Source organism: Emergencia sp. (genome assembly GCF_048465375.1).
In the GTDB taxonomy this organism is placed as follows: Bacteria; Bacillota; Clostridia; order Peptostreptococcales; family Anaerovoracaceae; genus Senimuribacter.
On sequence record NZ_DBFWLQ010000010.1, the window covers coordinates 39,296 to 64,523 of the forward strand.

Here is a 25,228-nt window from a genome sequence, read left to right on the forward strand (position 1 = left end):
AGACCTCCGTTTTTGTTTTCACTACAGAATACAACAGAGGCCTCTTTTTTGGGTACCATTTTATATCTATTCAGAGATTTTTTTCACATTATTTTGGGCGGCAAAAAGCACCCCGCCGCAGCGGGGTGCTTCCAATGTTCGGTTTATTGCAATTAGTCTTCTTTGATCAGTTCTTTCAGAGAAGTTGCCAGACCTGCAAGGCCTGCGATTTCTGAAGGAATGATGATCTTTGTCGCCTGGCCGTCGGCTGCCTTTTCGAAAGAGTTCAAGCCCTGCAAAGCGATGACTTCTCTGTTCGGATTTGACTCAACCAGCATCTTGATACCATCGGCAGTCGCCTGTTTTACCATTCTGATTGCCTGCGCTTCACCTTCTGCTTCTCTGATCTGTGCTTCCTTCTTGGCTTCAGCCGCCAGAATCTGAGATTCCTTATTAGCCTCTGCTTCCAGAATGACTGCTTCTTTGTGACCTTCTGCGATGAGCACTGCGGATTTCTTTTCACCCTCAGCTCTGAGGATGGATTCTCTTCTTTCACGCTCAGCACGCATCTGCTTTTCCATCGCCATCTGTATATCTCTCGGCGGTGTGATGTTCTTTACTTCCACACGATTGATTTTGATGCCCCACGGGTCAGTGGCCTCATCCAGAACCAATCTGATTTTTGTATTGATGTGTTCACGGCTTGTCAGGGATTCATCCAGTTCCAACTCACCGATGATATTTCTCAAAGTAGTTGCGGTCAAATTCTCTATTGCATCCATCGGGCTTTCAACGCCGTAGGTATACAGCTTTGGATCTGTAATCTGGAAATAGACGACAGTGTCGATTTCCATGGTAACGTTATCCTTGGTGATAACCGGCTGCGGCGGGAAGTCGATGACTTTTTCTTTCAAAGATACTTTTCTCGAAATCTTATCGATGAGAGGCACTTTGAAATGCAGACCTACCTGCCATGTGCCTTTGTACGCACCCAATCTCTCTATGACATAAGCCCTCGCCTGCGGCACAATTCTGATATTCGTTGCAATCAGACCAATCGCCACGATAATCAAGACGATGATTACTATTATTTTTATTATTTCACCTAAATCAGTTCCCATAAGAATCTCCTTTCTATTCAGTCAAAGGGACGACAACAGCCTTTACCCCTTCGATCGCCATTACTTTAACTTTTGTCCCTTCTGCAATGACGGTATCTTCCGTTTTGCAGACAGCAGTCCAATCCTGGCTTCCAAGCCTGATAATACCAGGCTCCAAAGGCTTGATAATCGAAGTCACAACTGCTTCTCTGCCAATCAAGGCATCTACATTGGTCTTCTCCTGACCAGTATGTAGCTTTTTCACAAACAGCTTTCTGGTGCTGAACAGAAGAACGATTGAAACCACAAAGAACAAGACAATCTGAACTACAATATTCGCGCCCAATAAGGCTGCAATCAGCGCTACGACAGCGCCGCCAGCAAACCAAATGGTCGTAAGCCCCATGGTCAGTCCTTCGATGATGACAAAGATGACTGCGGCAGCCAGCCAGAAAACCGGCATACTGAACCACGATAATCCAAAAATCATCACGCTTACCTCCTTTTGTTAGATTCCATTGTTCATTAGAACAACATGCTCGCTCCGTATGTGATATACGAAACTACGATTCCTGCGATGATCACCCCGATCATGATTGCAGGAAAAGCTCTTTTCATCCTCATATCCAGCATAGCAGCAACAAGCGCTCCCGTCCATGCTCCAGTTCCTGGAAGCGGAATCGCCACCAGAAGCACGAGGCCGAACCATTCGTACTTTTCAACCATGCCTGATTGTTTCTCCGCTTTCTGCTCAAAACGGCAGACCAGCTGATTCAGCTTCTGGCTTTTCGTTCTGATGAAAGCGAATACTTTACGCACGAACAATATGATAATAGGTACAGGGATCAAATTGCCGATAATCGATGCGAAAAGTGCAGTCCGCACACTGAGACCATTGGCAACGCCGATCGGAATAGCTCCTCGCAGCTCAATGATTGGTACCATGGATATAATAACCGTCATTATGATATTCCCTATATAAGTTCCCCAAAGGCCAATCATCTATTATATTTTCACCCCAATTCCTAGTTTTCTTAATTATACAATTATTTTAACTCGTTGTAAATACTACTTGTGTTTTCCCCAGTAATTTTTGCATTTAATCTTGCGATTTCAGCCTTCTGATATAACTGATCAAAAGATTTTCCCGCCTCTGGAGAAAAAGCCGCTCCGATGGAGCAGACAAGTTCTACATGACCCTGGCTGTTATCTGCTGTAACCAGTTCTATAAACTCGTCAAGGCGCTCCTTCAGCTTTTCCAGATCCTTATAATTCTTAGCAAAGACGCCGAAAATGTCACACTTTGTTCGAAAACCGATATCATCCTGTCTGAACAAGTCTTTGATGATCCTGCTGATTTTCTTCACCAGGCTTTCTTCATAGTGTTCGAGATACTGTTTGCTCGCTTCTTCAAAATGGTCGACGCCGAAAGTAACCATCACGTTGAGATCGTCAGAGAAGTCCTCCAGATATTCATCGACGATTTTCGTCGCCGCATCCAGATGATATAGCCCTGTAGCCCTGTCGATTCTTGCCATCTGCGCTGCAGAATCATACTTTCGGACAGCTTCCTGCATGAATTTGATGGAATCCATCGCATTGCTGACTCTCTTCTTCACTATCTCTGGCACAAAAGGCTTGATGATATAATCGTTGATGCCCATATCTAAGGCAATTTCCTGCTCGTTGAGCTTATCCTCTGCCGAAATGATGATTACCGGGATGTTGGCAATGGCGGGCAGATTGCGCTTATGCTGCAGGAAGTCCCAGCCATTCATCCTCGGCATCACGATATCCAGCAGGATGACAGAGACGTTAGGCGTTTCATTGAGCTTCTCAAGAGCATCCACGCCGTCTGCAGCTTCAATAATGGTGTACTGATCTGAAAATATTTTTTTCAAAATCGCTCTGTTAGCCGGCATATCGTCAACGACCATCATGATGTTTCCGTCACCACCCTCGCCGATCAATGCCTGCCTGTACTTCGTCAATTCAAAGTCGATTCGTTTCTGTGCTGTCACATCGTCGAGCAGACCCAAAATCAAGTGCTTGTTTCCGATTTCTTTCAGGTATCTCAGCTTCAAATTCACCCAAATCGATGCCCCCGTAGCAGTATATCTGATAAAATCGCATTCGGCTGTACCGTGGGTCTTTACTGCCATGCGGAAAGAATTCATGACGATATCCCGATACTGTCTGTCAACGATTTCAATAGGGTTTCCCATGCGGATAGCTGGATCGTCAGAACCAAACAAGTCATAATATCCTTCGTTGATTCTGACAAATTCCATAGTTTCGCCGTCGAATTCAAATATGGCCAATGCCTGGAGCAGATCCCCAAACAGTACCTTCATCTGTGGATTTGACTGGAACAGAGAGTCCACGTCAAAATCGTCATTATCGCTGTTTCTCAGGCTGCCATCGATTCTTTCAGCTTTCAGCCGCAGCGCTTTGTATTCCCCTACTGGCATCGGTTTTGCATAATAATAACCCTGTACGTAATCGCAGCCTACAGATTTGAGAAAGTTCACCTGACTGGCAGTTTCAACGCCCTCGACGATGACAGGAATCTTCAGCCATTTGGCCATGCGAATGACAGAAGCCAGGATGTTCTCCCCTCTTCCCGTATCTTGTGAATTTGAGAGGAACAGCATGTCCAATTTGAGGATGTCCACCTCTATATCTTTGAGAATACTCAGTGATGAATATCCATTGCCAAAATCGTCCATCAAAATAGTGAAACCGTTCTCTCGAAGATCATTGACCAATTTGATTAAAATCATCGGGTTAAAGGCGTATGCACTCTCGGTAATTTCAAATTCCAACAGCTCGTGGGGGAGCTGATACTTGTCGACCAGCTGTACGATGGATTCGGCCAGCCGGGAATTATAGATGTCCACCCTGGAAACATTGACGGAGATCGGCAGCGGGTTCAGCCCCTCGTCAATCCAGTTCCGCAGAAGCTGGCAAGTCTTTTCCCACATGTAATAATCCAGGTTCGTGATAAAACCGTTGTTTTCAAAGACCGGAATAAAATCCCCCGGAGAAATCATTCCCTTTTCTGGATGAATCCATCTGACCAGAGCCTCTGCTCCAGCGATGGCATTGGTGTGGATGTTATACTTTGGCTGAAGATAGATGGTGAATTCCTCATTCTCCAATGCTCTATGCATATCGTTGAGAATCTCCTGCTCTTTTTTCAGCTTCGCATCCATTTCATCGGTATAATAGGTGAAATATTTCAGATAATTGCCAGCACCTTCTTTTGCCGCTACGCTGGCATTGCTGTACATCACCTCTGCCGGCATGCTATTATCTTTTACCACATAGAGACCAAAATTCGGCTCAATATCATAATCAGAGCCGTACTGTTCGAGCAGATTCTTCGTATCGTCAATCATTGGCTCTAAAGCTTCCTTGTCGTACTCCATGCAGAAACAGAACACATCCGATTCCATTCTTCCATAAGTGAACAGATCGTATTTCTCTGAAAATATTTTTAGAATCTTTGCCAGATACTTGATCAGATTGTCCGCTTCCTTCGCACCATAAAAAGTGTTGATCAGCTGGAACCGATCCACATCAAAATAGATAAACACAAACTGCTTATCTGCGTTGCGCCGAATCATGGACTCTGTCTTTTTCATGAAATGGTCTCTGTTATAGATACCTGTCAACTGATCGTGGCAAGCCATATGCCGTATCTGCTCTGCTGCCGCCACTTCGCTTCTGGCAATGGCATTCCGCAGCCGGCAGAGGGTCACTTCCGGGTTATATGGTTTGGTTATGAAATCCCAGGCGCCCATGCGAAGGGCTTTGATTTCCTCCTGGTTCCCGCTGCTGGCAGTCATCACGATAATAGGGATGTTCCCTAATTTCGCATCACTGTTAATCTCTTCTAACAGCTGAAATCCGTCTACCACTGGCATCACGATATCACTGAGGACAGCAAGAATGCGGTCTGGCATTTCTCTCATGATTCGAAGGGCTTCTGCTCCGTTCTCTGCTTCTCTGACCAAATATTCTGTTGTAAGAATTTCTTTGAGTACTTCTCTGTTGATCAAATTATCATCAACGATCAGAATACTTTTTTCGCTTTCCATTCTGTTCCTCTTTATTTCAAAATATCCTTTAGCTTATCGTTTTCTGCAACTAATTTTGCGTAGTGATCCTGAACCCCGGCAAAAGATCCTGCTCTCAAAGGCTCCACGATTTCTATATCCAAAAGATACAGAGGCGTCAGCCCCATATTGCCATGAACTCCCTTCAGGGTATGCGCACAGTCAAAAGCAGCCTGTGCATCTCCTGCCTCAATGGCTGCGCCCAGTTTCGCAACGGACTCTTCTTCTGCAATCTGATGCAGAAAGTCCATATACATCTCCTCATCGCCCAGAAAGCGTTCCAGTGCGCCATCTACATCACACTTCCATTCCTTCAATCGTATTAACACTTCATTCAACACGTACACCTTCTTTCCATACCAATTTTTTTGTAAGTTCAATTGGCAACAGGCATTCTCTATTCTTAAAAAAGACAAAGCTGGCCTCAACCTGTACTTCTGCAGGTTCAAAAGAGAACGCTTTGTCTATACCATGCATTTCTTCTATCACATATTTTCTACAAGATTCATTATATCATTCCTCTAATCATAATTCAATCCCTGCTTCCTTTTTCTGTAAAAAAAGTGTAACAGCATTACCTTGCTCACGTCAAAAGGAGCTGGCTCTATAAAGAGCCAGCTCCAGGGTTCGTCTTCGTGTCTTATTCTGCTATTTTCTCTTTGATAGCCGCCTGTGCCGCTGCGATTCTCGCAATTGGCACGCGGAACGGCGAGCAGGATACATAATGGAGTCCGATTTTGTGACAGAACTCTATGCTGCGCGGATCGCCTCCGTGTTCTCCGCAGATGCCCAGCTTGATGTTCGGTCTCGTCTGCTTACCCTGTTTCACGGCATGTTCCATCAGGGAACCGACGCCTTCCTGATCGATGGTCTGGAACGGATCGTCAGCTAAAATGCCTTTGTCCATGTACTCTTTGATCATCTTGCCGGTGTCGTCTCTGGAGAAACCAAAGGTCATCTGTGTCAAGTCGTTGGTGCCGAAGGAGAAGAACTCTGCTTCTTTTGCAATGCTGCCTGCAGTCAGAGCCGCACGCGGCACTTCAATCATGGTGCCGATGAGGTATTCCAGCTCTGCGCCAGATTCCTTCAAGCAAGTCTCTATCGTTCTCTCTACGGTAGCCTTAACGTCTGCAATCTCTGATTCCATACCTACCAGCGGAATCATGATCTCCGGAATGATATCAAAGCCTTTCTCCTGTTTCACTTCTACAGCAGCTTCTATGATAGCTCTGGTCTGCATCTCGGCGATTTCAGGATAAGTCACTGCCAGTCTGCAGCCTCTATGTCCCAGCATCGGATTGAATTCAGAAAGCTCTTCTGCAATCTGTGCTAGTTTCGCATAAGAAAGTCCTGTCTGTTCAGCCAGTTCTTTCGTTTCTTCTTCTGTATGCGGCAGGAACTCATGAAGTGGTGGATCAAGCAGTCTGATGGTGACCGGCTTATCTTCCATAACCTCGTAGATTGCCTTAAAATCAGATTTCTGGAACGGAAGAAGTTTAGCAAGGGCTGTTCTTCTCTCTTCTTCTGTCTCTGCCATGATCATCTGTCTGATTGCCGGAATTCGCTCTTCTTCAAAGAACATGTGCTCTGTTCTGCACAGACCGATTCCCTGGGCGCCAAATTCTACAGCTTGTTTCGCGTCTCTTGGATTATCGGCATTGGCTCTCACTTTCAGGGCACGAATTTCATCAGCCCAGGACATCACAGTGCCGAAATCGCCAGAAAACTCAGGCGCAACGGTTTTAATCTCGCCTTTGTAGACAATTCCCTTGGACCCGTTTAAGGAAACGTAATCGCCTTCTTTATAAACCGCGTCTTTTATGGTCAGTGTCTTTTCACTTTCGCTGACAGCGATTTCACTGCAGCCGGCTACGCAGCACTTGCCCATGCCTCTGGCCACAACTGCGGCGTGAGAGGTCATGCCGCCTCTTGCGGTAAGGATGCCCTCTGCGGCTACCATGCCAGCCAGGTCTTCTGGGGAGGTTTCCTGCCTTACCAGAATCGCTTTCTCGCCATTTGCGACTGCATTCTCTGCGTCAGAAGCGGTAAAATAAATTCTGCCAGTTGCCGCACCAGGCGATGCTGGGAGTCCCTTTGCCAGAACCTCTGCTTCAGCTTCTGCTTTTTCATCAAAGTTCGGATGGAGCAGCTGGTCAATCTGATTTGGATCGATGCGGGAGACAGCGATTTCCTTAGAAATCAAACCTTCATTTACCATTTCGACAGCAATCTTTACAGCAGATACGGCTGTTCTCTTTGCCGCTCTGGTCTGTAACATGTATAGCTTGTTGCGTTCAACAGTGAACTCCATGTCCTGCATATCTTTGTAGTGTTTTTCTAACACATCTGCAATCCGTTCAAAATCTTTATATACATCCGGGAAGGACTCCGCCATCTCCTTAATTGGTTTCGGTGTTCTGATTCCGGCAACCACGTCTTCACCCTGTGCGTTGACGAGGAATTCGCCGAACAAAGTGTTCTCTCCCGTGGCAGGGTCTCTTGTAAAGGCTACGCCAGTACCGGAGGTATCTCCCATATTTCCGAAAACCATAGCCTGCACGTTGACAGCCGTTCCCAGTTTGTCGGAGATATTATTCAATTTTCTGTACAAAATGGCTCTATCGTTATTCCAGGAACGGAATACAGCCTGGATTGCTTCCATCAACTGCTCACCCGGTTCCTGCGGGAATTCTCTGCCCATGAACTTCTTGACAAGCGCCTTGTATTCTACGATGACGGCCTTCAAGTCTTCTGCTGTCAGATCGACGTCGAACTGCGCGCCAACTTTTTCCTTCTGACCATCAAAAATCGCGTCGAACTCGCTCTTTGGAATCTCCATTACCACATCGCCGAACATCTGAATGAATCTTCTGTAGCTGTCATAAGCGAATCTCTCATTTTCTGTCAGATTGCTCAGGCTGACGACAGTCTCATCGTTGAGGCCCAGGTTCAGAATGGTGTCCATCATACCCGGCATGGAAAAGACGGAACCGGAACGAACTGATACGAGGAGCGGATTTTCTGTGTCTCCAAACCGTTTCCCAGTCACATTTTCCAGTTCAGTCATCTTTTCGTGGATTTCTTCTACAATCTCATCTGCAATTTTCTTGTTTTCTTCATAATACTTGTTACATGCTTCTGTCGTTACTGTAAAACCGAATGGGACCGGCAGACCGATCTTGGTCATTTCTGCCAAATTGGCACCTTTGCCGCCGAGAAGGCTTCTCATGTCTTTTGAGCCTTCGTTGAATGAATAAACGAATTTCATATCTAATCTCCTTTAAAATACCAATCTTTCCTCAATATATCCTTTAACTTGGTCGATTGGAAGTCTAACTTGTTCCATGGTATCTCTATCACGAATTGTTACACAGCCATCTGTTTCTGTGTCAAAATCAACACAGATACAGAAAGGCGTGCCGATTTCATCTTCTCTTCTATATCTCTTACCGATAGAACCTGCTGCGTCGTAATCCACATTGAAGTATTTTGAAAGCTCTTCAAATATCGGTTCTGCCACAGGAGCCAGTTTTTTGGCCAAAGGCAGAACTGCTGCTTTGAACGGCGCCAGGGCAGGATGGAATTTCATGACGACTCTCGTGTCTTCTTTTCCATTGCCATCAGTTAACGTCTCTTCTTCATAAGCATCTACCAGGAACGCCAGAGCCACTCTGTCTGCCCCAAGAGATGGTTCGATGCAATATGGTATATATTTCTCATTGGTCTCTGGATCAGTGTAAGTCATCTCCTGACCAGAGAATTCGCTGTGCTGCGCGAGGTCGAAGTCTGTTCTGTCCGCAATGCCCCAAAGTTCTCCCCATCCGAATGGGAACAGATACTCCAGGTCTGTCGTCGCATTGCTGTAGTGAGACAACTCTTCTTTTTCGTGATCCCTAGTTCTGATATGCTCCATGTTCATGTTCAGGGATTCCAGGAACTTGATGGCGTACTGCTTCCAGTAATCGAACCACTCTAAGTCTGTTCCCGGCTTGCAGAAGAACTCTAATTCCATCTGCTCAAATTCTCTGGTTCTAAAAGTAAAGTTACCAGGAGTAATCTCATTTCTGAAAGATTTTCCAATCTGTGCAATTCCGAAAGGAACTTTCTTTCTGGATGTTCTCTGCACATTTTTGAAATTGACAAAGATGCCCTGTGCCGTTTCTGGTCTGAGGAAGATTTCTGATTTGGAATCTTCTGTAACACCCTGAAACGTTTTGAACATCAGGTTAAACTGTCTGATGCTGGTGAAATTGCTCTTTCCGCACTCAGGGCATTTGATTGCTTTTTCGGCGATGTAGCTTTCCAACTTGTCGTTAGCCCAGCCGTCAACAGGAACCACTTCTAAGCCGTTCTCCTGCATATAGTCTTCGATCAGTTTGTCTGCTCTGAATCTGGCTTTGCATTCTTTACAGTCGATCAGCGGATCGGCGAAACCACCCACATGGCCGGACGCCTCCCAAGTTCTCGGGTTCATCAAAATCGCTGCGTCAAGGCCGACGTTGTACTTTGATTCCTGTACGAACTTTTTCCACCAGGCTTTCTTGACGTTGTTCTTGAATTCCACGCCCAGAGGACCGTAATCCCACGTGTTGGCCAGTCCTCCGTAGATTTCTGAACCAGGATAGACGAATCCTCTGTTTTTGGCAAGTGCAACGATTTTCTCCATTGTAACTTCTTTACTCATTGATGCTAATATCCTTCCATTTCTAATCTATTTATTGTTCTTCTTTGTGTACCTCGTCAAACCTGCAGTCATCACATTTTTCTTCACAAGGCTCTTCGCATACGTCACAATCCTTGTCGCAGAGATTGACACTGTCTAAATCCATGTCGTCATCGTCATCATCTCTGTCCTTCATGATTTTTTCTTTGGCATCTTTGGCAGCGTCCTTTGCTTTTGCAAAAGCCTCACCGCTCATTTCCTTCAGGTCTTCGTAAACGCCAGGTGCCTTTTCCCTGATGTCCTCATAGATGTCAGTGCCCTTTTCTTTTGCCTCTTCATAAATATCACCTGCTTTTTCGGTAATATCGATGACAGAACCATCGTCCTTGACGAATTCGATCTTGCATTTAAAGCCAAAAGCCGCAACAACACCGGCAATCATGCCCCAAGGAGCTACCACGGTTCCCAAAACACCTACCGTCAGTGGAATATTGATAATGGTATCGCCGTCTCTCGTGACGAGAATCTTTGAGATGTTGCCTTTCTTTACGACCTCTTTCATCTTTGCGATCAAGGCTTCACCCTGGGCGCCGATCTTCTTAGAGGATTTCTGATCGATAGTTTCCTCGATGGCAATAATTGCATCGACAACATTTCCGTCAGCCCCTTCTAAGGCTTCTTTTGCTTCCTTGTAAGTCACGCCTGTTCTGTCTTTGACTAATTCGATCTTTTCTAACGTAATCTCCATTTCATGTACCTCCTAAAATTTCCCTTCAAAAATACTCTCACTTTTCAGAGTGCCGATGTCTAGATAATATGACATGTAATTTCGCAATATTGCCTGCAAGCTCTTGGCAGCCTTCTCGTCGAGCGCTATTTTCTCAAACGCTTTGAGGGGCGTATCAAAAAAATATTTCAATATATTTACTATATCAAATTTCGCTTCATAAATCAATGTGTCATTGGCTTTATTTGCTGTATTTTCCAGGTTTTTTTCCCTGCAGCCTGCACATACCATACCGCCATCGGCAATACTGAAATAACGCAGATCTTCACTTCTGCCACAAACAGCACAATGGTCAAGCTGGGGAAATGTGCCCAGAATGGCCAACGCTTTGACTTCATAAGCCAGCACCAGCGTCTCGTGCCGCTTTTCTCTGCTCTCCATGGCATCCAGAAAATCGATGAGCAGGTTGAAGAGCCTCGGCTGAGGCAAATCCTCCGGAACCATCTTTTCTGTCAGCTCGAGAACGAAAGAAGCCTGCATATATTTGTCCACGTCTTCTCCAATTCGAAAGAAGCTTTTCTTTACATCTGCGCTGTTGATATTGTAGTATTCCCTGTTTTTGTATAATTCATAGGTACCATAAGTAAAGGGCCGCATGGCCAGGGCTGATTTTGTCCGCCCCTTCTCGTTGATATTGCTGCCTGCACTGATTTTCCCGTATTTCTTTGTAAACAAAAGAATCATCCTTCTTCCGCCTGTCGCTTTGACCTGTCTAAAGATGATTCCCTCTGAATTAATGTACATAGTCTATTCCTTATAACCAAAATTGGACAGCGCAAAATCACTGTCTCTCCAGTTTTCCTTTACTTTGACCCATAATTCTATATAGACTTTTGTTCCCAGCAGCGCTTCGATCTCCAGGCGTGCCGCTTTGCCGATTCCTTTCAGTTTCTTGCCCTGCTTGCCGATGATGATACCTTTGTGAGATTTCTTCTCACAATAAATCACTGCTCCGATGCGGGTGATGTTCGGTTCTTCTTTATAGGATTCGATTTCGATGGCCACACCGTGAGGAACTTCTTCTTCTAGATAATTGAGCACTTTTTCTCTGATAATTTCGCTGACGATGAAGCGCTCCGGATGATCGGTCACCATGTCTTCTGGGAAAAACATCGGTCCCTCTTCCATATATTCTTCAATCTTGTCTAGCAAAGCAGGAACGTTTTTGCCCTCCAGGGCTGACGTGCCGAAAATACTGTCAAAGACGCCAAGTTCGTGATACTCGTCAAAAATTTCTTTATATTCTTCTGGTCCCATGGTATCGATCTTGTTGATGACAAGAATCTTCGGCGTGTCTAAATCTTTGATCAGATCGACGATGTACTTGTCCCCCGGCCCCTTTTTGATGCTGCCGTCCACCAGGAACAGGATCACATCCACTTCTTTGAAGGTGCTTAACGCCATGTCCGTCATAGCGGCTCCCAGCTTATTTCTGGCCTTGTGAATGCCCGGCGTATCGATAAACACCATCTGCACGCCGTCTGCATCGCCGTCCTGATCGAATCTGGTGTAGATGCCTCTGATGCTGTTTCGCGTCGTCTGCGGCTTGTCCGTAGTGATGGCGATTTTTTCTCCTAAAATGCTGTTGAGCAGTGTCGATTTTCCCACATTGGGACGGCCGATGATGCCGATAAACCCTGATTTCATCATAATTTAAATCCTTCCAGTAGTAGTTCATTGAGTTTGTATATCTTCAGGTGGTCTTCGTCTTCTCCGACGATGACGGTCAGATCCGGTGCAAATTCGTAGAGAAATTGTCTGCAGATGCCGCAGGGGTATGCCGTTCCTCCGATGGAGGCAACAGCCAGAGCCTCAAATTGACGAAACCCCTCCGAGACTGCTTTGACACAAGCTGTTCTCTCGGCACAGATTGTAGCTCCATAAGAGCTATTCTCCACATTGACGCCAGTAAAGACTTCCCCCGTCTTGGTCAAAAGCGCCGCGCCCACGTTAAACTTCGAAAAAGGCGTGTAAGCATTTGGCATGACTTCTACAGCCTTTCTGTACAATTCTTTGTAATCCATAACCTTACCTCCGCAATATCCCCAGATGCTCCATCACTTCTTCCTCTCGCTGGCGCATTTCCTTCTTCTCTTCTTCTTCCATGTGATCATACCCCAGCAAATGGAGAATGCTGTGGGTAAACAAATAGATGATCTCTCGTTCAAATGAGTGTCCGAATTCTTCTGCCTGCTCCATAGCACGATCCTTGCAGATGACCACGTCTCCCAGGCAGATTTCTCCAAACTCCGGAATCTCGTTCAGGTCGTCGAACTGAGGGAAAGAGAGAACGTCCGTTACCTTGTCTGTATTTCTATATTCTCGGTTCAGATTTCTGATCTCTTCTGCTTCCACGAATGTCACACTGATTTCTGCGCGCTCCTTATCCACCTGTTCCAAATCCAGACAGTATTCCGCTGCTTTGATCATCGTGTCTAAAATCGTATCCGCTACCGCTTGTCCATCTTCAAAATAGATATTCATACTTATTCCTCGATTTCTTCTGGGTACTTCTTGTAAAACTGATCATAGGCGTTGATAATCTGTTTGACCAGCTCATGTCTGACCACGTCCACGTCTTTCAGATAGCAGAAATCAATATCCTTTACGTTCTTTAGTACCCTTTCCGCCTCGATCAAACCACTTTTCTTCCCTCTCGGCAGGTCGATCTGCGTAATATCACCGGTGACGACTACTTTTGAGCCAAATCCCATTCTGGTGAGAAACATTTTCATCTGTTCCCTGGTGGTATTCTGCGCCTCGTCAAGGATGATGAAAGAGTTGTCCAAAGTCCGGCCTCTCATATATGCAAGAGGAACGACCTCTATCACTTCTTTTTCCTTTAATCTGGAGGCATTGTCCCTTCCCAGGATATCGTACAAGGCGTCATACAGGGGGCGCAGATAAGGATCTACTTTCTCCTGCAGATCTCCAGGCAGAAAGCCTAACCGTTCCCCTGCTTCCACTGCTGGTCTTGCCAGAATGATCTTCTGTACTTCTTTATTTTTAAAAGCGTTGATTGCCATGGCTACGGCGATATAGGTTTTCCCTGTTCCTGCCGGTCCGATGCCAAAGACAATGTCTCTCTTTCTGATGCTGTTTACATAATTTTTCTGTCCGATGGTCTTGGGCTTCAGCGGTCTTCCCTTGCAAGTAAAGCAGATGATATCCTTGCTCACGTTATTCTCACGATAAGATAAGCCCTGTTCCTTGAGGCTGATGATATAGTTGACCTTTTGAACGTCCAGTTTTTCTCCTACTCTGATAATGTCCATCAGTTCATTGAGTATGCCTTCTGCCAGTTCCAGCTTGTCGCCGCGCAGCAGCAGGCAGTCGTCTCTTTGAAAAATCTCTACGCCTGTGCTTTCCTGTATTAAACTCAGGTTGGCATCCATATTGCCGAATAATTCTATCCTATCGACATCGTCCTCAATCTGTATCTTCTTTAGTTCCTCGTTTGTGTTTGTCAATTACAATCTCCTTTTCTTTCCCCACCTGCTGGCGAGTTTCTACCGTACCATATACTCTTATTATATTTTTTTTCTTGTCAAAATGAAAGTCTTTATTTAAAATTTGCGCATTTTCTGGGATATTTTCTGCAATCCACTCTCTGAGCATGGATCCTGCTTTGGCTTTGACATCATCTGTTTCCTCCATGTAGAAGGAATAATAATAAGGTACTCTGGCTACAATTTTACCTCCAGCGTGGACGTAATGCTCCGCTGCATCATCCTTTCCCATCTCATAGGAAGGATGTTCAATCGGAATGGTTCCTGTAATCAGTATATCCCCTTTTCTCACAAAATCATTCTTTGCTACGACACTTCTTCCTCTATAGGATAAAATCCTTTCGATGTAACAGTCTTTTTCCGCCACGATATTGCACGGCGTGTCTTTGTCGACTTTGTCGCTGGGAACTTGTTTGCTTTCAGAGATTTTGACCTCAACATAATTTCCCTCATAGGCCACCTTTGCCCATACGATATTGTCAAATTCCTTAAAAAGTCTGCGTTCGATTGCGTCGCAGTCAAAATTCTTTCTTCCGCCTTCGTAGAGACCTACTTCTTTGAGGCATTCCCTGACGCTGGTCTCTGTAATGCTTTTACAGCCGATGACGTTGATTTCGCGCACGAAAAGATTCTGGGCACAAAAAAAGAGGAGGAAAATCGCCATTCCCGCAATCATCATCTTGCCTGCCTTGATTTTCTTGACAACAGGATGCGCACCTCCCTCGTCGATGATGGTAAATTTGTACTTGCTCTTAGCGATTTTCTTGACTACTCGGAAATCCTCTTCTGCCATTGTCATGCAGACTTCCGTCTCATCTTTGTAATCTATTTGGCGTATGGCAATGCCGCGGGCAATGGCCTCCGAAATAATCCGTTCAGGCTTAAACCCCTCAAGCCTGATCCTTACCCAATGCCTTATAAAATTCGATTCCCTCGATTTTTCCTTCAAGTTCCATTCGTCCTTCCCAAATTTCGCTTATCACAAATCTGCTTCCTTTGACAGTGACAAAAAAGCGTCCCGTATCAACTGTCACCGAAGTATCGCTGATCAAAACTACTCTGAGTACATTTTCAATGATGGCTGCATTTGCAGAAGCCGTAACCTTTGGTCCGGTAATATCGAAGTCAAAGGTAAATTCGTTTATCAGTTTCATGTTAGAATGTATGCCGTATGGCCAGCCGATATGACTTGTTAGTGGGTAAAAAGACGTCAGATTGATTCAGCACCCGTGAAAACAACTAGTTGACCGGGCGCTCTTGAGTTCTTGAGCTGCCACTGTTACGCAGTTTCGGCTGATTTGGCCTCTTTCGTTAAGCAGTCTGCCGCTGGGCACCAGCTTATGCGTAACTGCCCCCTTTAGTCCAAGTTCCTGGATCAGGTCTGCTGACCCCGCGTAACCCGGTTTTAAAAAGGACAGCAAAAAACCGCCGCACCGCATCAGCGGTACGACGGCTAAATCAAACATCGTTTTAAATTTTATTTGCTCGCTCTTTTTCTTCTCACTTTTAATGTCAATGCACCACTGGCACCTGCAGCCAGAAGCAGATAGAGAGCCAACTGTGATTGGTCACCGGTTTTCGGCTGATCTGGATTCTCTGACTTCGCCCCTTTTACGTTGTCGTCTTTTTCTAAATGTTCGTCCGGCGGAAGCTGCTGGTTCGGATTGTCTGTCGGGTTATCCGGTTCCTCGGGATCCTCCAGGTTTTCATCCGGTGGTAACGGCTGCGGGTTGTCCGGATCCACTGGCGGGTCTACCGGCGGAATCGGATCCACCGGAACAATTGGTGGAGTTGGAATAATCACCTGACCTGACACATTACGATAATAGTTAAGTGTTATTACGTTGGCAGCAGGATCAGCCACAGCTGTCAAACTCAGCTTTGCTGAATCCTCAAGCTTGTACTTGTTTTCGTCATACAAATTCCATTCATCCACAGGGATTACGCTAACTGTTTCTCCCACATTAGTCGCCATCTGTTCTACCCTGTTCACAGAGCCATCTAGAACCGGAGCACCTCCATCTGTAGATGTATAATAGTTCGTCATGACACTGTAAGTTGTATCAGTTCGCTCTAGTGAAAAACCTGCAGTGAAACCATAGTTGTAATTTTGATATGGATTTTGCGTATCTGGCCCATTAATCCAGGCCTCAAAACCGTCCCATACATATGTCATGGATTTTCCATCAGAAGATGCGGCAATATCGCTCCAACTTTCGGAAATTGAGCCATCAAATAGGCTAGGTTTACCACTGTTGTAATTACGCATATGTTCGCCAATAGTATAATCATTGTTTGTATTACCTGGGTAGCCAGTCTCTACTGGTGCCAGACTGTACAGATGATTATAATAATAGTTATACAGCAATTCTGATACTTCAATATTTGTTTCCTTTGTATCAGCTGTATATCCGCTAGTTACCAGAGTTGCGATGTCTTTATCAGGCAATTGTTCAAGCGCCGTATAAGAGGTGTCGTTTTTATCATTGTAGTAGTCCAGATAGTACTTATGCAGATCAGCAATGCCATTCTCATATCCAGCCTCAACCAGTTTTTTGCCTAGTTCTTCATCAGTCAACTGTGAATTTTTTATGCTGCTTAAGCTAAATGCATCATAAAGTTTGGCAATTGCCCAGTTTCCGCTTCGATATGCAAAGTACTCACGAGGAATGCTCTGTCCATCAAATCCAATAGTATCAGTTGGTGTTGCCCCACCTTTATCGAAATACTGTTGATATTCCTCTGTTGTCACTGCGAAACTTCCCTTTTTATAAGCATAATCATGAGAAGAGAGGTTCACAATGGCAAACTGAATCGGTGCTGCATCGCCAGGAACATAGAGCATATAATTTGCAGCGTCGTTAATGGCATCTCCAACAAAGATATTTACCGATTTTTCTTCGTAATCTTTAGGAATAGTATACGTGATTTTTGAGATGAACAAACGGTGTGACTTGATTTCCGCTTGATTCATGTTGTTGACTTCTTCCTGCGTGTATACGTTTTCCTTACTATCTTGATAAGAAATTTCGTAAGTGATTCCTTCGCTTGTCGGCGCAAAGGAAATTACGTTGGTTTTCCACTTGCTCTGCCCTGATACATAAGTATATTTCGCAGGAATCACTTCGGTTCTTGTTGCTTCACAACCTTCGCGCTGACACTTAAACAGCTTTTCGCCGTTTGATGTATCTGTGGCTGGTGTCGTAACGGTTCCTTCATCCCAGTTGTGTCCCAATGCCTCCACAGCTTCTAGTTTCGTCTCCGCACAGCCTCCTCTGGTACAAGTATACTTCGTTTCCCCTTTTTCTGTACAAGTCGGCGCTATGGTAACTTCGCCTTCATCCCATGCGTGCTCTGCTGGAATGAATTCTGTCTTTGTTTTACCACAGTCAGGAACTGTACAAGTGTACAATCGCTCACCAGCTTCTGTACAAGTTGCAGGTGTCATCTCCTGTCCATTATCCCAGGTATGATTGTAACAGCTTGCATCGTGAACATGTCCCTCTTCTTCATTTTTGCAAGTCAGACATGAAACATTTCCATTCTCATCTCCATTGGGTCCTTGTACGTCTGCAAAGGACGTCACACCTGTCATACAGACCATGGACACTGCTAGTACCAGTGTCATCAGCTTTTTCATTTTTTTCATAAATTCCCCATCTTACGGGTTCTCCCGCTTTTACCGGGTATCTGTCTGTACCCGGACAACTGGCTGCCAACCATGGGGATGGTAAGGCCCTTTAGTTTTCCGTCACCGGTTTTCGCCGGCTTTGGCAAGATTCCTCCTTACTTTCAGATTTTAATACGAGCATGCCGCATCTGACATTTGATAATAAAGCACAACGATTCATCGACTCATTGCGAGTTTCATCACTGCTTTATTTTCTATAAATATTATACCTCTCCCCGAGCATTTTTGACAAGTTCTTCCTTCCTAATTGTTTTTTGTTTTAAGTTATTTTTCTAAAACTCACCTAAAAATAACCAGTATATTAATTTAGAATCTGTATTCTGTAATATTGTTCACGGCATAGTAACTTACAGCGCACTTTGTTAAACATAAAAATGCCGCACTGCGGTAAGACAGGGCGGCATCTAAAGTTATGATATTTAATATTATTTTTGTCCTCTTTTTCTTCTCACTGTAATCGTCAATGCGCCACACGCACCTATAGTAAGAATTAGATAAAGAGCTAGTGATGACTCGTCTCCAGTCTTAGGCTGATCTGGATCCTCAGATTTCACTTCCTTAGCCGTATTATCAGCCTGCAGATGTTCATCGTCAGGTAAATCCTGACCTGGTTTAGCTGGTTTAGCTGGCTGATCCGGGTCCTCCAGATTTTCATCCGGTGGCAGCGGCTGATCTGGGTCTGGATCAATTGGAGGATCTGGTGGTACTGGCGGATCCGGTGGTGACGGTGGATCCGGTGGTGACGGTGGATCCGGTGGATCTACCGGCGGAGTATAATCATAGGCGTTAGTAAACGTCAAAGCTTCCGCTGGTCCTTCTATGGTATACCCGATTTCCTTTTCTCCTGCTAAAGACAGGTGAATAGTCCATGGTGTCTGATCATAGATCCAGTGTTCTGCCTTGCTGTTTACCTCTTTGATGGTAAGCGTCATACCGGCAAAATCTCTTATATCCTCTAATGCGATTGTTAACATACCGTCAAATCTTCCTGCTGCATTAGCAGTAATAGAATTTCCTTGGACAGTATAACCTGAGCCTCCGTCCACCTCAAACGTAAAGGTTTGCAAATCTGGATCTGCCTCTCCTCTTTTTTCTACAATCTTGGTAAACGGTATTTGAACCATAGCACCCCAAGGCGCATAGGTATTAGTGATAACCGCCCCGGTTTCGGTATATCGCACCTCTGTAAGATAATCTTTGACCTGCACTTCTTCAATAGTGTAAACAATTGGCTGGCCATCTTTGGCTGTAGGCAGGTTATCAAAGGTATAGGTCCATTCGTTGACTACGGTTGGCTGTTGATTGCCTGTGTGATCCCCATTCGTGTCACCTTCTGATTCCTCGTCCAAATTCATCTTTGCAATTGGTTCTGCATTGGTGCCATTGTCCTTTTCAAGGTCTGAATTATTTTCATCATTTTCTTGAAGCTGATCATCATTTCCTTCTGCGGGACCTACGTCTGTCGGCTTCTGGATCACATCATCGCTATTCTCTTCTGTCGGTTTCTGAACCGCATCATCGCTATTCTCTTCTGTTGGTTTCTGAACCGCATCATCGCTATTCTCTTCTGCCGGTTTTTGAACTGCATCATCTCCATTTATATCACTATCTTTTGAAGATTCATCCTCGCCTTCATCTTGTTCAGACGGTGGTGCTTCAAGTGTTGCAGTGCGGATTACTTTTCCATTTGCAAGCAAGTTTACTGTGATGGACTCAGGGCGTTTTTTCTCTTGATCATCATTATCTTCCCAAATCTTACTAACAGTAAAGTTTGTTACACCAGGCAGATTCTGAATGGTTCCATCGCCCGCTATGTCACTGACAAGGCCATAAGCTACACTGAATTCCTGATTCTGCGCCTTGACATATCCTTCTGGTGCCTTTGTCTCTGACAATATGTACGTGTGACCTGATGGAATGTTAGTGAAGTTCAGTGTTCCATCCTCATTACTGACAGCATTTTGAACAAAGTTTTCATCGTCCGCGGTCTTTAGCGCAAACTCTACACCCTCCATCGGTTGATTGTTTTCGTCAACTTTCTGAAACTTGGTGCTTGCTGTCATTCCCTTAACCGACGGGATATTAAAATACGCTGTTTTCAAATCACTCTGTTCAATCGGACTGTCATCGCCAGCTTCCTTGATCAGATAAGTCATAGAAGTGATTCCATTGGTTGGGTACCATTTTTCCGACTCAAATCCGGCTTCCAGATTATCTAATCTGATGCGATAACTGAGCTGATAGGTGTACTGCTTATCTTCCTGTACCTTTGGCAGCGCTTTCTTCAAATCCCAGGTAATCGTCTTCGAATTTGAACTATAAGAAAATTCTCCAATCGGATTAGCTTCTCTGCTGAATTCTACAAAGTCGATATGTTCTCCCATCGGATCAGTAAGAACCCATGCCTGCGCTTGCAGCAAAATCATCTCAGAGATCTGTTCAAAAATACTCGTAAGCTGCCCTGCATCCTGTGTCGTATAGGTTGTAAATCCGCATTGGTTAAGCCAAGTGCCCACTGGAGTTTTTACATTAGTCTCCCACCAGCCGCCTTGGGTTTTGTGCAGAGGACATCCTTTCTCAGAGCAATACAGTCCCTCATCGCCAACATAGACAGCATAACGATTGATACCTGCAAAATCCATGCTTTCAATCTGCCCATGAATGTCGTGACTGAGTTTCTGTCCGTTACCGATCATGTGCTTTCCGTCTGGACAAATGACCTCAGTAGACGTTCTGTCTGCTTTACTGCTGATACCGTAGGTCGGTACACCATCTGTCAAAAGAACGATGTTCTTATTGCGGATATCTTTTACTGCATCCTGCGCCAAAAGATTTTTTGCCAACTGCAGGCCTGCTTCAATGTTTGTACCGCCATTTGCAGAAAGTCCGCTGATTGCACCGCACTGTCCGCTGCCCTGCTGTTTAAGATTGCTGGCATCAGTCCACATCTGTTTCGTCGATGCTCCGCTGATGTGTTTATCTTCCCAGCCGCTGAAAGAAACGATGGCAATTTTCCGCTGAGCATTGCTTTTGGCAAATTCATCGATGAATGCCTGCGCTGCTTTTTGTGCCTCCGGAAGGCGGCTTCTGTCGTCCATGCTGCCAGAGGTATCAATGACTAACACAGTTGCAGCATCTTCAGATAACTCAGTAGTTTTGATTTCGTCTTTAGTGATAACTTCTAAGTCAATGTCAAAGACATTCTCCTGGTCAGTACCTTTGATCGTCTTGTTTACCTTTACTTGGCCATCGGCATAGCTTTGCTGGGTAGCGCCTTCTAGCGTTGGTTCACCTGCCCATGTACCGTCAGTATCAACGATCTCGTAGTATGGACCGATCTGAGAACTGCTGTCTTTACTGATCTGAACCTCTCCTCCACCTGCAAAGACCATTGCTGGCATCATTCCCAGAACAATCATGAAACTGAGAAAAATACTGGCTGTCTTCCTTAATTTTTTCATAACTTCCCCATCTTGCGGGAGTTTCCGCTTTTACCGGGCATATGTCCGTGCCCGGACAACTGGCTGCCAACCATGGGGATGGTAAGGCCCTTTAGTTTTCCGTCACCGGCTTTCGCCGGCTTTGGCAAGATTCCTCCTTTTTCATATTTTGTGCAGATTACTTCTGCATCTGACATCAGATATCAAAGCGTACTAGTTCTTTCCGCCACAGCAGATTTCCATTCTGCTTTATATATCTACAGACAGAATATCCTTTTCAGATAATTTTTTCAATACAGTTTGCACAAGCCGGGCTTTACCGCCCTAAACCGGAATTAAATGGATAAAAAAAGTGGAAATGGCGGTATCAAAGATTCCTATTTCCAAATGTCGCCCACAAGGAGCGACGCTCTGCAAGATGCGTTCTTTGATATTTCCTATGAATAAAAAAACAACCTGGTATTTCTACCAGGTTGTCCGTAAGTCAGATATTATGAAAGAAATTCCATCACGACATCTTTGACCAGGTTCCCATCAGCAAGGCCTTTGACCTTACCCATGACGGATCCCATCAGCTTACCCATGTTCTGCTTGCCTCCTTCGATTCCAAGTGAGGCTGCAGTCTCTTTTACAATCTCAAGAACTTTTTCTCTCGATAATTGTTCAGGCAGATAGCGGTTAAGAATTTCAATTTCTTGATTATATGCGTCGACTAGATCTGTTCTTCCAGCTTTTTCAAAATCAGCGAGGGCATCTTTACGCATTTTAACTTGCTTAGATAAAATTGCAATAATGCCTGCATCGTCTAGTTCTTCTCTGTTGTCCACCTCGTACTGCTTGATGGCCGCACGGGTGAGACTGATTGTATTCTTGGCGATTTCGTCGCGGGCTTTCATCGCGTCTTTAAAATCGGCCATAAGTTGTTCTTTCAAAGCCATTTATATCACCTCGATCCTAAATGACTAGTATTTCTTAGCCTTTTTTCTAGCGGCTTCAGACTTTTTCTTTCTTTTTACGCTCGGCTTTTCGTAGTGCTCTCTTTTTCTAAGTTCGCTCATAACGCCGTCTCTAGCGCATGATCTCTTAAATCTCTTCAGAGCGCTTTCCAAACTTTCGTTTTCTCTTACGATAACTTGTGCCATATTCCAATTCACCTCCTGACCAACTTGAAATATTAAGCTGTGAACAGTCTTGTGCCTATAACGGGATTATTATACTATTTTTGAGCGAGATAGGCAAGTCAATTTTTGAAATTCGTTACTTTAACTTTTCAGCAAATAGCGGCGAGTCTGCCCCCTTTGCCCTGAAACGACTGAATCTAAAGCCGATTGCCGATTTGGCGGAATTTACGCTTTCTAGGGTTATGCAAAATGTTTGTTTCACTAATACTTCTAAGTTTTTGCCTTCGTCAGCCTCGATTTGCATAACCCATCTCCTCAATGGTGTTATGCATATTGAGCTTATTTTGCAGCCATTTTAAATGTTGTAAAAAAGAAAAGGAATGATGCCAAACATTCCTTTTCCAGACTCCACCTAAAGCCTATAGAGCGGCTAAGATAGAGGAGACCGTCATTTTGATCGAGTTGTCATTAGCTTCCTGAGTATAATAGCCGATGTGCGGTGTGGCGATAACATTTTTCAGCTGAGCAAGCTGATAATCCCTCGCCGTTGGCGGCTCGCTGTCATATACATCGATGGCGGCGCCAGCCAGATTCCCCGAAATCAACGCTTTATATAAATCTTCTGTGTTGACCAATTCCGCTCTGGCTACATTGATTAAAAGTGCGTCTTTTTTCATCAGCGATAATAATTTTTGATCGATAATCCTTTCATTTTCTTCCGTTACTTTCATATGTAAGGTTACAATATCTGCCTCCATAAAAACTTCTTTCATGGATTTATATTGAATATTGTAATTTTCTTTTAAATAATCGCTTTCATAGATATCACAGGCTATGACTTCAGCTCCCAGTGCTGCAAACTTTTCTGCGGATAAGCGCCCGATGCTCCCGGTGCCGACAACACCGACTGTAGATCCTTTCATTTCCTTACCCATCAAACCGTCGATGCTCCATCTGTCCTCTTTCAATACCCTGTCGGCAGAAGGGATATTTTTTGCCAGCGCTAATGCCATGGCAGTTGCGAATTCCGCAACCGCATTACTTCCGTAGCCGTCAATATTGAGCACTCTGATTCCTTTGCCCTCGGCGTAATCGACATTGACAAAGTTCCACATGCCTGTGCCGATAAATTGAAGTATCTTCAATTTTGGGAGAGCGTCCAGCATTTCCTCAGTAAACTGCATCAACCCGAAAGCGATAACGTCGGCATCACCTGCCCGTTCGATAACTTCTTCCGTTCCTGCAGGTATGCCATTGAAGACTTCTACTTCGCCTATGGCCCTCAACGGATCCAATAGTTCCGGTTTATCTATAAAAATACCTGCATCAATTAGACAAAATTTCAAATTAACACCACCTTACTAAGCTTATGCCGCTTTCTCTTCTACGCTGACTTTATCCTTCCAAATCAGCGAGCCAATAATCAAAGTCAAAATAGATGCTCCCACACCGATGAATGTCGGGTCGCCCAGCGGTACATCGTATCCTACGGTAAAGAATAGAACAGCCGGGATGCCGCCGCCCAGGATAATGGATAAGGTAGCAGCTCTTTTTGACGTCTTATATTTAAAGAACAGGGCAGCTACCAGCACTGGTACCAAAGCAGAACCTACGATGCTGAATACTGCGGTCAGATAGTCAAGTAGACTTGTAATGAACAATGCCACGATAATGCCCAGTATGCCGATAATAATCGTCAGCTTCGGCAGCGCTTTTGAAATCTTTTCTTCAGGCATATCCGGTTTGAACGTTCTTCCGATATCGTACATGATATGGGTCGTCGCCAGAATCAAGAAAGAGTCAAAGGACGACATGACAGCTGCTACCGTTCCTGCTAAACAGATTCCCTTGATGACTGGCGGATAGTACGTAGCAATGAACAATGGCAGCACAGAATCTTTTGCTTCGATTCCCGGCATTAAAACATGGATTGCTCCACCGATGATGAGAATGGAAACGCCAAAGAGCAGTGCGATGATTCCCGTCGTTGTAAAGGAGAACCTCGCGGTCTTTGCATCCTTTGCCGACAAAGCCCTCTGCGGCATAGTTGGATCGCCAGGAGATGTCAAGAAGTAAGTCAGTACCGTTCCGACAATACCCACAGTCACCCCTCCTGCTAACGGATTGGTAATGGTCATTCCCTCTGCTTCATAGGTCGTGATAATCGTATCCATACCGCCATCTACCATGGTCAGACCGATAATCGGGCCGATAATGAATACGCCGAGAATCATAATGCCCAGCTGCGCTACGTCTGTCCAGACGACTGCAAAGAATCCGCCCATTGCCGTATAAGCGATGGAAATTGCTGCAGCGATAATTGTCGCCACAGGAATGGAAATGTTAATTCCACTGAACACATAGACGATGATTGTCCGCAGTCCCGCGATGTTGATTGCTACCAATGCAACGGCATAGATGGAAACGACAACCGCCGCCGCCAGTCTGGTAGATACGCCGAAAACGGACGTAATCTCTGCTAAAGACCTGGCATTGGTATTTCTGATCGCCTTACTCCAGATTCCCATGGTAACTAGGCCGATGCCCATACCTATGTAAATCCAGAAAGCTGAGCTTTCTGCTCCGCTGGTGTATACGTTTCCCACAGCGCCCATCAACATGCCTGAGCCTACCATTGTAGCCAAAATGGTGCCGATCAAGGCCCATCTGTTAAACCTTCGTCCTCCCAGGATGAAATCATCCATGGTTTCGATTTTGCCTTTTGCAATAAAGCCGATTACCAGCATGCCTGCAAGATATATTGCTATAATGATCCAGTCTATAATACCAATATTCATATTTCACCTTTCACTTTCT

The 25,228-nt window shown here is 44.9% G+C and carries 22 protein-coding genes and 2 riboswitches; all 22 genes read right to left on the bottom strand.

Annotated features, from left to right (window positions below; genetic code table 11):
- Nucleotides 1-152 precede the first annotated feature (152 nt).
- Nucleotides 153-1,100, bottom strand: a complete 948-nt coding sequence (locus ACMQ5W_RS08655; RefSeq protein WP_148492649.1) for an SPFH domain-containing protein — start codon at nt 1,098-1,100, stop codon at nt 153-155.
- A gap of 13 nt (nt 1,101-1,113) precedes the next feature.
- Entirely contained in the window at nt 1,114-1,569 is a 456-nt protein-coding gene (locus tag ACMQ5W_RS08660) for an NfeD family protein (RefSeq protein WP_419024828.1), read from the bottom strand.
- A gap of 35 nt (nt 1,570-1,604) precedes the next feature.
- Nucleotides 1,605-2,042, bottom strand: coding sequence for a COG2426 family protein (locus tag ACMQ5W_RS08665; RefSeq protein ID WP_419024829.1), 438 nt, complete (start codon nt 2,040-2,042; stop codon nt 1,605-1,607).
- A gap of 83 nt (nt 2,043-2,125) precedes the next feature.
- Nucleotides 2,126-5,182 carry an EAL domain-containing protein gene (locus ACMQ5W_RS08670; RefSeq protein ID WP_419024830.1) on the bottom strand — a complete coding sequence of 1,019 codons (3,057 nt, stop codon included), beginning with the start codon at nt 5,180-5,182 and terminating at the stop codon, nt 2,126-2,128.
- Between the two features lie 11 nt (nt 5,183-5,193).
- Nucleotides 5,194-5,529 carry an Hpt domain-containing protein gene (locus tag ACMQ5W_RS08675; protein WP_419024921.1) on the bottom strand — a complete coding sequence of 112 codons (336 nt, stop codon included), beginning with the start codon at nt 5,527-5,529 and terminating at the stop codon, nt 5,194-5,196.
- 311 nt (nt 5,530-5,840) lie between these two features.
- Nucleotides 5,841-8,468: a pyruvate, phosphate dikinase gene (gene ppdK / locus ACMQ5W_RS08680; protein ID WP_419024831.1), complete on the bottom strand. Its 2,628-nt coding sequence runs from the start codon at nt 8,466-8,468 to the stop codon at nt 5,841-5,843.
- A 12-nt stretch (nt 8,469-8,480) separates the two neighbouring features.
- Nucleotides 8,481-9,884 carry a glycine--tRNA ligase gene (locus ACMQ5W_RS08685; protein ID WP_419024832.1) on the bottom strand — a complete coding sequence of 468 codons (1,404 nt, stop codon included), beginning with the start codon at nt 9,882-9,884 and terminating at the stop codon, nt 8,481-8,483.
- 31 nt (nt 9,885-9,915) lie between these two features.
- Nucleotides 9,916-10,611: a DUF4342 domain-containing protein gene (locus ACMQ5W_RS08690; RefSeq protein WP_148492644.1), complete on the bottom strand. Its 696-nt coding sequence runs from the start codon at nt 10,609-10,611 to the stop codon at nt 9,916-9,918.
- A gap of 12 nt (nt 10,612-10,623) precedes the next feature.
- Nucleotides 10,624-11,394, bottom strand: coding sequence for a DNA repair protein RecO (gene recO, locus ACMQ5W_RS08695; protein WP_419024833.1), 771 nt, complete (start codon nt 11,392-11,394; stop codon nt 10,624-10,626).
- Nucleotides 11,395-11,397: 3 nt separating this feature from the next.
- Complete coding sequence (gene era, locus ACMQ5W_RS08700) at nt 11,398-12,300, bottom strand: GTPase Era (RefSeq protein WP_419024834.1); 903 nt, start codon at nt 12,298-12,300, stop codon at nt 11,398-11,400.
- Nucleotides 12,297-12,674, bottom strand: coding sequence for a cytidine deaminase (gene cdd / locus ACMQ5W_RS08705; RefSeq protein WP_419024835.1), 378 nt, complete (start codon nt 12,672-12,674; stop codon nt 12,297-12,299). Before cdd ends, era begins: the two co-directional genes overlap by 4 nt.
- A 4-nt stretch (nt 12,675-12,678) precedes the next feature.
- On the bottom strand, nt 12,679-13,134 hold the full coding sequence (gene ybeY, locus ACMQ5W_RS08710) for an rRNA maturation RNase YbeY (protein WP_419024836.1): 456 nt from the start codon (nt 13,132-13,134) through the stop codon (nt 12,679-12,681).
- A 2-nt stretch (nt 13,135-13,136) separates the two neighbouring features.
- Nucleotides 13,137-14,120, bottom strand: coding sequence for a PhoH family protein (locus tag ACMQ5W_RS08715; RefSeq protein ID WP_419024837.1), 984 nt, complete (start codon nt 14,118-14,120; stop codon nt 13,137-13,139).
- Nucleotides 14,080-15,108: a sporulation protein YqfD gene (locus ACMQ5W_RS08720; protein ID WP_419024838.1), complete on the bottom strand. Its 1,029-nt coding sequence runs from the start codon at nt 15,106-15,108 to the stop codon at nt 14,080-14,082. The genes ACMQ5W_RS08715 and ACMQ5W_RS08720 overlap by 41 nt, the downstream gene beginning before the upstream one ends.
- Entirely contained in the window at nt 15,050-15,313 is a 264-nt protein-coding gene (locus tag ACMQ5W_RS08725; RefSeq protein WP_148492639.1) for a YabP/YqfC family sporulation protein, read from the bottom strand. Before ACMQ5W_RS08725 ends, ACMQ5W_RS08720 begins: the two co-directional genes overlap by 59 nt.
- Before the next feature lie 323 nt (nt 15,314-15,636).
- The gene (locus ACMQ5W_RS08730; RefSeq protein ID WP_419024839.1) at nt 15,637-17,808 is read right to left on the bottom strand and encodes a sortase B protein-sorting domain-containing protein; all 2,172 of its coding nucleotides are present in this window, start codon (nt 17,806-17,808) and stop codon (nt 15,637-15,639) included.
- 51 nt (nt 17,809-17,859) lie between these two features.
- A riboswitch (cyclic di-GMP riboswitch) is annotated at nt 17,860-17,944 on the bottom strand.
- A 331-nt stretch (nt 17,945-18,275) separates the two neighbouring features.
- On the bottom strand, nt 18,276-21,311 hold the full coding sequence (locus tag ACMQ5W_RS08735; RefSeq protein ID WP_419024840.1) for a Cna B-type domain-containing protein: 3,036 nt from the start codon (nt 21,309-21,311) through the stop codon (nt 18,276-18,278).
- A gap of 51 nt (nt 21,312-21,362) precedes the next feature.
- Nucleotides 21,363-21,447: riboswitch (cyclic di-GMP riboswitch) on the bottom strand.
- 334 nt (nt 21,448-21,781) lie between these two features.
- The gene (locus ACMQ5W_RS08740) at nt 21,782-22,228 is read right to left on the bottom strand and encodes a GatB/YqeY domain-containing protein (protein WP_419024841.1); all 447 of its coding nucleotides are present in this window, start codon (nt 22,226-22,228) and stop codon (nt 21,782-21,784) included.
- Nucleotides 22,229-22,252: 24 nt separating this feature from the next.
- Complete coding sequence (gene rpsU, locus ACMQ5W_RS08745; RefSeq protein WP_022146591.1) at nt 22,253-22,432, bottom strand: 30S ribosomal protein S21; 180 nt, start codon at nt 22,430-22,432, stop codon at nt 22,253-22,255.
- A 115-nt stretch (nt 22,433-22,547) separates the two neighbouring features.
- Nucleotides 22,548-22,715, bottom strand: a complete 168-nt coding sequence (locus ACMQ5W_RS08750; protein ID WP_419024842.1) for a hypothetical protein — start codon at nt 22,713-22,715, stop codon at nt 22,548-22,550.
- Between the two features lie 115 nt (nt 22,716-22,830).
- Entirely contained in the window at nt 22,831-23,757 is a 927-nt protein-coding gene (locus ACMQ5W_RS08755) for an NAD(P)-dependent oxidoreductase (RefSeq protein ID WP_419024843.1), read from the bottom strand.
- Nucleotides 23,758-23,778: 21 nt separating this feature from the next.
- Nucleotides 23,779-25,209 (bottom strand): sodium:solute symporter family protein, encoded by a 1,431-nt coding sequence (locus ACMQ5W_RS08760; RefSeq protein ID WP_419024844.1) that lies wholly within the window; start codon nt 25,207-25,209, stop codon nt 23,779-23,781.
- Nucleotides 25,210-25,228: the final 19 nt, after the last annotated feature.

What these genes read in the sequence shown, in the direction of transcription:
- ppdK (WP_419024831.1), bottom strand. Translation starts at nt 8,468, where the DNA reads ATGAAATTCGTTTATTCATTCAACGAAGGCTCAAAAGACATGAGAAGC.
- ACMQ5W_RS08655 (WP_148492649.1), bottom strand. Translation starts at nt 1,100, where the DNA reads ATGGGAACTGATTTAGGTGAAATAATAAAAATAATAGTAATCATCGTC.
- ACMQ5W_RS08670 (WP_419024830.1), bottom strand. Translation starts at nt 5,182, where the DNA reads ATGGAAAGCGAAAAAAGTATTCTGATCGTTGATGATAATTTGATCAAC.
- ybeY (WP_419024836.1), bottom strand. Translation starts at nt 13,134, where the DNA reads ATGAATATCTATTTTGAAGATGGACAAGCGGTAGCGGATACGATTTTA.
- recO (WP_419024833.1), bottom strand. Translation starts at nt 11,394, where the DNA reads ATGTACATTAATTCAGAGGGAATCATCTTTAGACAGGTCAAAGCGACA.
- ACMQ5W_RS08725 (WP_148492639.1), bottom strand. Translation starts at nt 15,313, where the DNA reads ATGAAACTGATAAACGAATTTACCTTTGACTTCGATATTACCGGACCA.
- ACMQ5W_RS08760 (WP_419024844.1), bottom strand. Translation starts at nt 25,209, where the DNA reads ATGAATATTGGTATTATAGACTGGATCATTATAGCAATATATCTTGCA.
- ACMQ5W_RS08750 (WP_419024842.1), bottom strand. Translation starts at nt 22,715, where the DNA reads ATGCAAATCGAGGCTGACGAAGGCAAAAACTTAGAAGTATTAGTGAAA.
- cdd (WP_419024835.1), bottom strand. Translation starts at nt 12,674, where the DNA reads ATGGATTACAAAGAATTGTACAGAAAGGCTGTAGAAGTCATGCCAAAT.
- rpsU (WP_022146591.1), bottom strand. Translation starts at nt 22,432, where the DNA reads ATGGCACAAGTTATCGTAAGAGAAAACGAAAGTTTGGAAAGCGCTCTG.
- ACMQ5W_RS08740 (WP_419024841.1), bottom strand. Translation starts at nt 22,228, where the DNA reads ATGGCTTTGAAAGAACAACTTATGGCCGATTTTAAAGACGCGATGAAA.
- ACMQ5W_RS08665 (WP_419024829.1), bottom strand. Translation starts at nt 2,042, where the DNA reads ATGACGGTTATTATATCCATGGTACCAATCATTGAGCTGCGAGGAGCT.
- ACMQ5W_RS08660 (WP_419024828.1), bottom strand. Translation starts at nt 1,569, where the DNA reads ATGATTTTTGGATTATCGTGGTTCAGTATGCCGGTTTTCTGGCTGGCT.
- ACMQ5W_RS08690 (WP_148492644.1), bottom strand. Translation starts at nt 10,611, where the DNA reads ATGGAGATTACGTTAGAAAAGATCGAATTAGTCAAAGACAGAACAGGC.
- ACMQ5W_RS08685 (WP_419024832.1), bottom strand. Translation starts at nt 9,884, where the DNA reads ATGAGTAAAGAAGTTACAATGGAGAAAATCGTTGCACTTGCCAAAAAC.
- ACMQ5W_RS08730 (WP_419024839.1), bottom strand. Translation starts at nt 17,808, where the DNA reads ATGAAAAAAATGAAAAAGCTGATGACACTGGTACTAGCAGTGTCCATG.
- ACMQ5W_RS08735 (WP_419024840.1), bottom strand. Translation starts at nt 21,311, where the DNA reads ATGAAAAAATTAAGGAAGACAGCCAGTATTTTTCTCAGTTTCATGATT.
- era (WP_419024834.1), bottom strand. Translation starts at nt 12,300, where the DNA reads ATGATGAAATCAGGGTTTATCGGCATCATCGGCCGTCCCAATGTGGGA.